The organism is Mesorhizobium sp. CNPSo 4670 (assembly GCF_057784235.1).
In genome coordinates this window covers 82,377-90,461 of the sequence record NZ_JBWJFQ010000029.1, presented here as the reverse complement: position 1 = coordinate 90,461, position 8,085 = coordinate 82,377, and the positions used below count along the sequence as shown (strand labels likewise).

The 8,085-nt window shown below is 56.6% G+C and carries 6 protein-coding genes and 1 pseudogene; 1 reads left to right on the top strand and 6 read right to left on the bottom strand.

Annotated elements, in window-relative coordinates:
* Window positions 1-379: 379 nt before the first annotated feature.
* Window positions 380-1,359 (top strand): annotated as a pseudogene (locus AC0ZT5_RS32315) (IS30 family transposase).
* A 258-nt stretch (window positions 1,360-1,617) separates the two neighbouring features.
* On the opposite strand, the gene AC0ZT5_RS32310 reads toward AC0ZT5_RS32315, so the two are convergent.
* The 6 genes from AC0ZT5_RS32310 to AC0ZT5_RS32285 all read right to left on the bottom strand — a co-directional run bounded on the left by AC0ZT5_RS32310 (window position 1,618) and on the right by AC0ZT5_RS32285 (window position 7,812).
* On the bottom strand, window positions 1,618-2,388 hold the full coding sequence (locus AC0ZT5_RS32310; protein WP_488499723.1) for an amino acid ABC transporter ATP-binding protein: 771 nt from the start codon (window positions 2,386-2,388) through the stop codon (window positions 1,618-1,620).
* Between the two features lies 1 nt (window position 2,389).
* Window positions 2,390-3,055, bottom strand: coding sequence for an amino acid ABC transporter permease (locus AC0ZT5_RS32305; protein ID WP_488499722.1), 666 nt, complete (start codon window positions 3,053-3,055; stop codon window positions 2,390-2,392).
* Window positions 3,052-3,735: an amino acid ABC transporter permease gene (locus AC0ZT5_RS32300; RefSeq protein WP_488499721.1), complete on the bottom strand. Its 684-nt coding sequence runs from the start codon at window positions 3,733-3,735 to the stop codon at window positions 3,052-3,054. Before AC0ZT5_RS32300 ends, AC0ZT5_RS32305 begins: the two co-directional genes overlap by 4 nt.
* Window positions 3,736-3,742: 7 nt before the next feature.
* Window positions 3,743-4,630 (bottom strand): substrate-binding periplasmic protein, encoded by an 888-nt coding sequence (locus tag AC0ZT5_RS32295; protein WP_488499720.1) that lies wholly within the window; start codon window positions 4,628-4,630, stop codon window positions 3,743-3,745.
* Between the two features lie 977 nt (window positions 4,631-5,607).
* Entirely contained in the window at window positions 5,608-6,792 is a 1,185-nt protein-coding gene (locus AC0ZT5_RS32290; RefSeq protein ID WP_488499719.1) for a glycine C-acetyltransferase, read from the bottom strand.
* A gap of 60 nt (window positions 6,793-6,852) precedes the next feature.
* Window positions 6,853-7,812 (bottom strand): aminotransferase class IV, encoded by a 960-nt coding sequence (locus AC0ZT5_RS32285; RefSeq protein ID WP_488499718.1) that lies wholly within the window; start codon window positions 7,810-7,812, stop codon window positions 6,853-6,855.
* Between the last annotated feature and the right edge of the window lie 273 nt (window positions 7,813-8,085).

Below are 8,085 nucleotides of genomic sequence, written 5' to 3'. Positions count from 1 at the left end.
TGATCTCGCGTGGACTCACCAGCAAGCGCGCTGGCAGAGGCTGTCGCCGCCCGACAGAGATTGGAATCTCTGGGCGTCGCTCTCAAAGCTAAAGCCGCAGAGATCTACTGGATCGCCCCCGATCGGGCTGCGCAATCCCGACCAGCGGCGCCCGATCGGGCGCTTTCGTCCGCGCCAAGACGGTGCGCTTTCACGTCGAAGCGACATTTCTACTTTGCTAGGAATCGAACGCCCCTACCCTATGAGTGTCGCATTTCTAACTTGCCAGCGCTGTCTCAACTCTAACTTGCTTTAACATCACGTGTAGCAGGAGTGCGTTCTATCTTGAAGTGCGACCTTGCAGCGATACCAAGGGCTTATCGCATGCATGGAACCGCACATGAAACGCACCTACTCCCAAATCGATTTGGATGAACGCCGCAAGATCGAGCGCTGGCGCCAGGCTGGTGTCAGTGTCGATGCGATTGCCGAGAAGCAGCTTGGCCGCCATCGCTCGACGATCTTCCGCGAGATCGCGCAGAATAAGTTCAAAGATCGGGAGATGCCGGATCTGCCAACAATCGGGCCAAGGAACGTCGCAGCCGTTTCGAAAGCTGGTTCGGCATCCGAAGCTTCGCGCATCGATCATCGAGCGCATCAAGCATGGCTGGTCGCCGGAGCAGATCGCCGGTCGATTGGCTTATGAACGTAGCAGCGTCGCGTCTGCCACGAGACGATCTATCGCTTGGCTATTAGGCCGACGGCCAAGAGATAAAGCTATGGCGCTATCTTCCCGAGAGCCGCGCCCGACGCCGGCCGAGGCACGTCAGGCGGCGCCATGGCCGTTGATTCAGCCCGGAACTAAGCATTTTACACCGGCCGGATATCGTTGGCGACAGAAAGCAGCTCGGACACTGGGAATGCGATCTGATCCAGTTCCGCAAGAAATTCGGTAAAGCGAACGTCACTTCGCTGGTCGAACGGGTGAGCCGCTTCACGGTCTTCCTGCACAACAACGACCGGCAGTCGCGCGCGATCATGGACGGCTTGATCGACGTGCTTGGTCCCCTTCCCCATTCGGCCCGTCGATCAATCACCTTCGACCGTGACACCGAGTTCACAGACTGGCCCTACCTCCAGGCTGGTCTCGGCGTTCAGACGTGGTTCTGCGATCCGCAAGCACCGTGGCAGAAAGGCACGGTGGAAAACACCAACCGCCGCGCTCGCAAATGGCTTCCGCGAGACACTGATCCATTGTCGATCGAGCATCGAGACTTGCATCAGGTGTGCGCCCATCTCAACTCGACGCGCCGCAAATGCCTCGGCTTCACAACACCGGCCGAAGTCTTCCGTCAGAAGATACTGTCGGGCAATCGGTGAACGCGCTAACCTGTCTTGCTGCAAAGTCGCACTTCAGCTGAAACTCACAACCGACATCTTCCGTTGTCGAACCGGTCGTGAGGATGCCCTTCTGGAAGCTTTAGGACGCGGTGGCGACGTGACGAGCGACGCCCGATTGTGGCTCTGAAAGGCACGGCCGGCGTGTTTCCCGCAGAACAGCCGCCCGCCCGGTCAGGAAGTCGGTGATCCCGGACCACATCATCTCTCTTGAAAATTGGGGGCCTGTCCCTGCCCGCATCACCCTTCTTGTCGCAAGATCTCCTTGAGAAATCTTTGAGTCCGACCTTGGGTCGGATTGGAGAAGATAGTCGCAGGCGGACCGTCTTCCACTATGGTCCCTTCATCCATCATGATGACTCTGTCCGCTACCCGCTGGCAGAATCCCATCTCATGGCTGACGAGAACCATCGTCATACCCTCCTCCGCAAGTTGGCGTATCACCGCGAGTACTTCTGTCACCAGCTCAGGGTCAAGGGCAGATGTCGCTTCGTCGAACAACATGAGCTTGGGGCTGAGAGCAAGGGCGCGCGCGATAGCGACGCGTTGCTGCTGGCCTCCTGAGAGCTCGGAAGGGTAGTTTTTCGATTTCGCTGCCAACCCAACCTTTTGCAGCAGGTTATGCGCGACATTCTCAGCAACCTCCCTAGGTTGGCGCAGAACCGTTAGCGGCCCTTCCATCACGTTTTGGATCGCAGTCATATGTGGAAATAGGTTGAAATGTTGAAACACCATCCCGATCTGCCTGCGCATGGATGGCAGATCGACCTTGGTGCTCGTGATGTCATGTCCGTCAAATATAATTCGGCCCGACGTGGGAGTTTCGAGGCGATTTAAGCATCTTATCAAGGTGCTTTTTCCTGCTCCGCTCGGGCCAATTAAAACCACGACCTCGCCCAGGCGTACTTCCAGATTAACATTGCGCAACACGGCAAATGATCCAAAAGACTTACAGAGGTCGAACGTTCGGATTAAATACTCGACAGGCTGGTTCAGAGCTACCGTGTTCACTTTATTCTCCTGCTCTGAATTTTTTGTACAGAAATTCGACGAATATCGCCTGCGGGCAGGTCACAAAATAGTATATGACGGCAACAGCCGTGAAGACCTCCAATGGGCGGTAACTGTCGATCGCAAGAACGCGTGATTCATACATCAGTTCGTGCACCCCGATTATAGAAACTATTGAAGAGTCTTTGAACAAGGAAATCCAAAGCGACCCAAGAGGCGGAACCATTCTGCGCAAGGCAAGCGGGCCTAGGACCCGTATATACGTCTGGTGTGGCCTGTGCCCGAGAGCAAGAGAGGCCTCTCGCACGCCTACCGGAACAGCTTTAATGCCCGCCCGATAAACTTCCGACACGAAGGCGGCCAAGGTTAGTGAAAGGGCCAATATCCCAGCTGTGACCGGCGATAGTGTCACGCCAATTAGCGGTGGCAGTGCATAGAAAATCCAGACGACTTGAACAAGCGCCGGGGTCGCTCGAAAGAATTCCGTGTAACAGGTGCCAATTGTAGAAAGAATTCTATGTGTAGACACGCGCAGCAAGGTGATGGGTATTGCCGCAATTAAGGCAATGGCCATGCTCGCCAAGCTTATTTCGACGGTCAGCAACATCCCGAAGCTCAGGGCCGAGGCACTCTGATTCAGGATTGAGAAATCCCAATTATAACTCATGCCGACTGCCTCCTTCCCCGTTGAAGACGTCGGTAGAGGTAGTCTGCTAGCAAAATGAACGGATATATAATGGAAAAGTATATCACGGCACATACTGTAAACGTCTCGACGGGCCGAAGCGAGTACGCAGCCAGAGACATGGATTTGTACATGAGTTCCTCAAGTGATATAGCCGATATAAGAGACGATTCCTTAATCGTACTTACCCAGATACTGGTAATTGGCGGCAACACGCGGACCAGCGCTTGTGGAAGTATCACTCGCCTCAGCACTGAGGTATCGCGCATCCCCATGGCACGCGCAGCCTCCCACTGCCCCTTGCTGACCCCCAATATGCCGGCGCGAAAGGCCTCAGACAAATATGCACCGGAAAAGAGTGCCATTACTCCGATGCCGGCGACTAGCGCCGGCATCGATCGTCCAATCAGGATAGGAACAGCAAAATAGGTCCAGAGCAGCAACACAAGGAGTGGCGTGCTCTGGAAAAAGTTAACAAAAAGAAGTCCAACTACTCCGACCAGCTTATTGGGTGATAGTCTCAGCATTGCGATTATGAGGCCAATGATCATGCCAGCTAGAAGGCCAGATATACTGACCAAGAGCGTCATTCCCACTCCAGACAGAAGAAACGGAATGTTGTGGAGTATGATATCGAAGCGGAACGCAGACTCAATTGGCATATCGATCTCACTGGCTTCGCATGTATTCAACGGCGCTATATTTCTTGATCAAGCTATCGATTTCACCAGAGTCTTTCATCGACTTCACGACAGCCTCAATCAGCTTATTATATTCCGGATCGCCTTTTCGGAGCGAGACCCCGGTGTCGAAGGATACGTCAGGCTGTTTGATGCATGTCTCCGCACCACCTGGAATAATCTTAAGTTGAGGGAAATCGTGGGCGACTACAATTGCCATGGGTGAATCGAAGTTTGCCACGTCGACTCGACCAGCCAGCAAGTCAGGTATCCGCATGATCACGCCAGGACCACCAACGACGCTGTCTAGCTTAGCGTTCGGATGTGCTGTCTTGATCCCTTGCTCCGCGCCGGTACCAGCTAAGGTACCGATAGTTACCTCAGAACTGTCTAAGTCGCTCAGACTGTTTATTTTCGCGTTCGACTTGAGCACCGCGTAGCAAACGCCCGCGCTAGTGTAATTGACGAAGTCTACGACCGCCAAGCGCTTGGGCGTGGCGTAAGCCGGCGCGAGCGCAATATCAAACTGGCCGGCCTGTAGGCCAGCGATAAAAACATCCCAATTTGACGGCACGATCTTCAACGGCACGCCGACCGCCTTTGCTATCTGCTTCCCTATCTCGATGCTAACACCCACATATTCGCCCGACTTGGGGTCCTGAAGCAACCAAGGTGCGGAAATAGCGATTCCAGCCCTCAGTTCCCCGAGTTCCCGGATTTTGTCGATCGTCGGACTGGCACCCTTCGGAGGTGCTGATATCTCTGCTGCGATAGCAAAATTGCTTAGCCGCAAGGCAATCAACGAAGTTGCTAATGCAACGCCCGCAATCGCAAACATCCGTCTCGTGATCGACCTATTTTGATTTTCCATGCTCATTTCATCCTCCTTGCGCTGATTGTCCCAATCGAAGGCCATGCGAATGCGCTGGTGCCCTTCCTCGCACAAGGGCTTTCCAACTCGGCAAGCGGGAGTCTACGGTACGCGGCAGATGGCAAAACAGCAAAATGGTGCTGCCACTGATCGACTTGTTTCGTTTCCGGGTTTGATTTGATGGGATTCAACGCTCGTCACCGCAGGCGAATGGAGCTGTCGCGCTGTTCGGGTGGAACAGATTCCACCGACCTTGCGATACTGGACCTCGGTGTCCCTTCGCCAGGGTTCGTGTCGCAAACCAAACTCTGCCGGCAAGCACTGGTGATGACCGCTGCCCGGCTCAGTGCGCTACAACCCGCTAGCGAGTGGTTCGCTGCCGCGCAACTCCACCGTATGGGGGCCCCCGGACTCGGCGTCGATGCTCCGCTTTGAAATACATTCGAAAGGCTTACGGTGCCTTGCCCTCGTTTCGGCTCGCTTGTCGACAGAACATCAACCCGACCCCCGCTCATTTGAAGTCAGTGTCATCGCTACATCAAGCGGCGGCAGGATTGTCCCTATTCCCATTGAACATTGGCCGTGGCGGCAATCGAGATCGGCAGGTTGGATACACAAGCGGCCTGAATCAGGCCACCAAAGAAGGCATGTAGTTCTGTCGGAGGGCATGTCTTTGGACAGATGTGCCAGACACTTTCGGGGTGGCGCGGACTTCAAGGGCCACGGGGGGCGTGGGCATGGACTGGGACCGAACCGCCGCCAATTCTACTGAGTTGCAATACGTTGCACCCGGGCATGGAACTCTGTCTGCATTGGACTACGAGCCCGGCCCAACCGTCCTGCACGAGGAAACAGGCGTGGTGACTTAAAGGAGGGGCCCAACTGCTCACAGGTCGCGCCGAAGCGATAACTCAGATAAACTGAGGGGTTCTTGCCTTCGCCCCGAAGCCCTTTTCGGTGTTGAGGTAGTCAGAGACCGCGGGTCATATGATCGAGAGTTCCCTTGCAATCTCCGCAAACGCCTCGATCGCACGGTCGATATCGGCAATGGAATGCGCCGCCGACATCTGGGTGCGGATACGCGCCTGGCCTTTCGGCACTACCGGGAACGAGAAACCGATGACATAGATGCCGCGCTTCAGCATGCGCGCCGCCATCTCCTGCGCCAGCGTCGCGTCGCCCAGCATCACCGGGATGATCGGATGGTCGGCCCCGGCCAGCGTGAAGCCGAGCTTACCCATCTCAGCTCTGAAGCGCGCCGCATTGGTATAGAGGCGTTCGCGCAAGGCGTCGCCATTGCGGATCAGCTCGAACACCTTGATCGAGGCGCCGGCGATCGCCGGCATCAGCGTGTTGGAAAAGAGATAGGGCCGCGAGCGCTGGCGCAGCCAGTCGACCACCTGGCTTTTGCCCGACGTGTAGCCGCCGGAAGCACCACCAAGCGCCTTGCCGAGCGTGCCGGTGATGATGTCCACCCTGCCCTCGACGCCGCAATGCTCGGCCGAGCCACGACCGTTCTTGCCGACGAAGCCGACCGCATGGCTGTCGTCGACCATGACCATGGCATCGTATTTGTCGGCAAGGTCGCAAACGCCTTTCAGGTTGGCGATGATGCCGTCCATCGAGAATACGCCGTCGGTGGCGATCAGCCGGAAACGGCAGTCCCTGGCTTCCTTCAGCCGTGTCTCGAGATCGGCCATGTCGTTGTTGGCGTAGCGGAAGCGCTTGGCCTTCGACAGCCGCACGCCATCGATGATCGAGGCGTGGTTCAGCGCATCCGAGATGATCGCGTCTTCCTTGCCAAGCAGCGTCTCGAACAGGCCGCCATTGGCGTCGAAGCAGGAGCCGTAGAGGATGGTGTCTTCCAGGCCGAGGAAAGAGGAGATCGTCGCCTCGAGCTGTTTGTGTTCCTCCTGCGTGCCGCAGATGAAGCGCACCGATGCCATGCCGTAGCCGTAACGGTCGAGCGCCTGGGTGGCCGCCTTTCGCAACTCGGGGCTGTCGGCAAGGCCGAGATAGTTGTTGGCGCAGAAGTTCAGGACCTTGTCGCCACCGACTTCGATCTCAGCCGACTGCGTCGAGGTGATCACCCGCTCGGACTTGTAGAGGCCGGCCGATTTGAGCTCCGCGAGCTCGTTTGAGAGATGAGAAATGAAAGCGTCGTTCATCGGCACACTCGCGGCAGCACAGACTCCCCGCTGAGGAGCGCTCGACAATATGTCGCGGTACTATGCGTAATCTACCGCGGTTGACCATGCCAGATCGGCATGCTTCTCCCAATATAGCTCGGTAAGCTGGCGTGTTAAAGCGCCAACCTTGCCATCGCCTATAACAGTCTCGTCAATCTTGGATACCGGCATGATCCCACCCGCTGTAGACGTGATGAAAACCTCATCGGCGCCCTTCAGCTCGTTGCGATCAATGTCGCCGGCGCTCACGGCTAGGCCCAGTTCGTCGCACAGATCAAATACGCTCTGCCTGGTAATGCCCGCAAGGACGCCATAAGCCGGCGTCTTCAAGCGGCCGTCTTTGACGGCGAAAACGTTGAAGCCAGGCCCTTCGGCAATGTTGTCGTTGATGTCGACGATCAATGCAGTTTCGGCACCGTAGTCATACGCGTCAAACAAGCCCTTCACCAGGTCGAGCCAGTGATAATTCTTGATGGTCGGGTCGATCGACTTGGGAGGGATCCGGACGGTGTTGCTGATGGCGACATGCAGGCCGCGCTGAAGTTGCTCCTCGTTGGCAACCGAGCCGAAAGGCACTGCGAATGCGATGAACCTATTGTCCGATTGACGCGGGTCACGGCTAAAGGAGGGCGAGCTACCTCGCGTGCAGATCATTTCGACATACGCCGACTTGTGCCCGGATAGCGCCACACAGGTCGACAGGATCTTTTCGATCTCGGTGCGTGAGTAGGGAAGCCTCATGCGGAGCTTTTCCATCCCGCGGAAGAACCGGTCCAGGTGCAGGTCAAGCCTGAAGAACCTCCCGTCCCAAACATGAACGGTATCGTAGGTGGCATCGGAATGCAGAAAGCCCCAGTCGAGCACGGACACTTTGGCTTCGGACATCGGCAGATACTGACCGTCCATGAAGGCTACGCCTTGAGGATATTGTCGTTGATCGCGATGCCGTTGCTCAATGGCCGGCAGAGCCGTTGCGGGTTCCGGTACAGCAAGTGTCATTCCGTCCTCCAAATCTTGTAACCTAGCGTTGCGCACACCCGGTCACGATTGCCGCCGCGAAACCGCACAGCAGCTCCGTCGCAGCAGTTCGAATATTAGCGCACGTCGGACCGTCGGCGCGCCGAGCGTGCCAGATGTCGTAGCGCGATCGATTGCCGCCTGAGCGTGGTGTCGTGGCCGGCAGCCGGAAACCCGGCGTCCCAATCAATCGCAGACTTCGGTGCGCTCTTGCCGCCAAACACGCAACCTGACTGCAATGCACGCTTCAAAAAC

Coding starts and splice junctions, on each gene's coding strand:
- AC0ZT5_RS32295 (WP_488499720.1), bottom strand. CDS start 4,630: ATGAGCATGGAAAATCAAAATAGGTCGATCACGAGACGGATGTTTGCG.
- AC0ZT5_RS32290 (WP_488499719.1), bottom strand. CDS start 6,792: ATGAACGACGCTTTCATTTCTCATCTCTCAAACGAGCTCGCGGAGCTC.
- AC0ZT5_RS32305 (WP_488499722.1), bottom strand. CDS start 3,055: ATGAGTTATAATTGGGATTTCTCAATCCTGAATCAGAGTGCCTCGGCC.
- AC0ZT5_RS32300 (WP_488499721.1), bottom strand. CDS start 3,735: ATGCCAATTGAGTCTGCGTTCCGCTTCGATATCATACTCCACAACATT.
- AC0ZT5_RS32285 (WP_488499718.1), bottom strand. CDS start 7,812: ATGACACTTGCTGTACCGGAACCCGCAACGGCTCTGCCGGCCATTGAG.